This window comes from Bartonella sp. AA74HLJMH (assembly GCF_042197045.1).
In the GTDB taxonomy this organism is placed as follows: Bacteria; Pseudomonadota; Alphaproteobacteria; order Rhizobiales; family Rhizobiaceae; genus Bartonella.
This window is the reverse complement of record NZ_JBHIRJ010000161.1, coordinates 1-559: the sequence shown is the minus strand read 5'-3', so window position 1 is coordinate 559 and position 559 is coordinate 1. Positions and strand designations below refer to the sequence as shown.

General features: G+C 38.3%; 1 protein-coding gene. It reads left to right on the top strand.

Annotated features, from left to right (window positions below):
* Positions 1-357 (top strand): phage antirepressor KilAC domain-containing protein (locus tag ACFINH_RS10345; protein WP_375633090.1); only part of this gene is annotated, 357 nt, incomplete at its 5' end.
* Between the last annotated feature and the right edge of the window lie 202 nt (positions 358-559).

Below are 559 nucleotides of genomic sequence, written 5' to 3'. Positions count from 1 at the left end.
CAAGGTCAAATAGATCAAAAAGACACCATCATTGAAGATTTAACACCAAAAGCCATGGCTCTTGAAAGCTTACAGCGCCATGATGGACTCTTTGGTCTTACAGAAGCCGCTAAAATACTTGAGATGCAACCAAAACAATTCATTCAATTCTTACAGAAAAAAGGTTGGGTTTACAGACGAGCAGTAGGTGGAAATTTGCTTCCTTATCAAGACAAAATCCAAAAGAAACTTATGGATTGTCCAACTATCACACTTCAAACCGCAAATGGAATAGAAAAGGTCATTCCTTGCGCAAAAATCACAGCAAAAGGAATTGGTGTGCTGTCACAAGAGCTTAAAAGACAAAGCATGCATTAAAAGCAACAATTATGGAAAAGAAATACGAACGACTAATCTTATAGTCTCTCTATAAACCGTTTCTAACCACACAAACAACTTTCAACACATGCGTGATTCACGCCACGGGTGAATTGCGCTCCAATGGAGGAAATCAAGATGAGTGAACTAAGTACCACACAAACGGAATTAGTGGAAAAAACGAACGATTGTGAAATCAAAC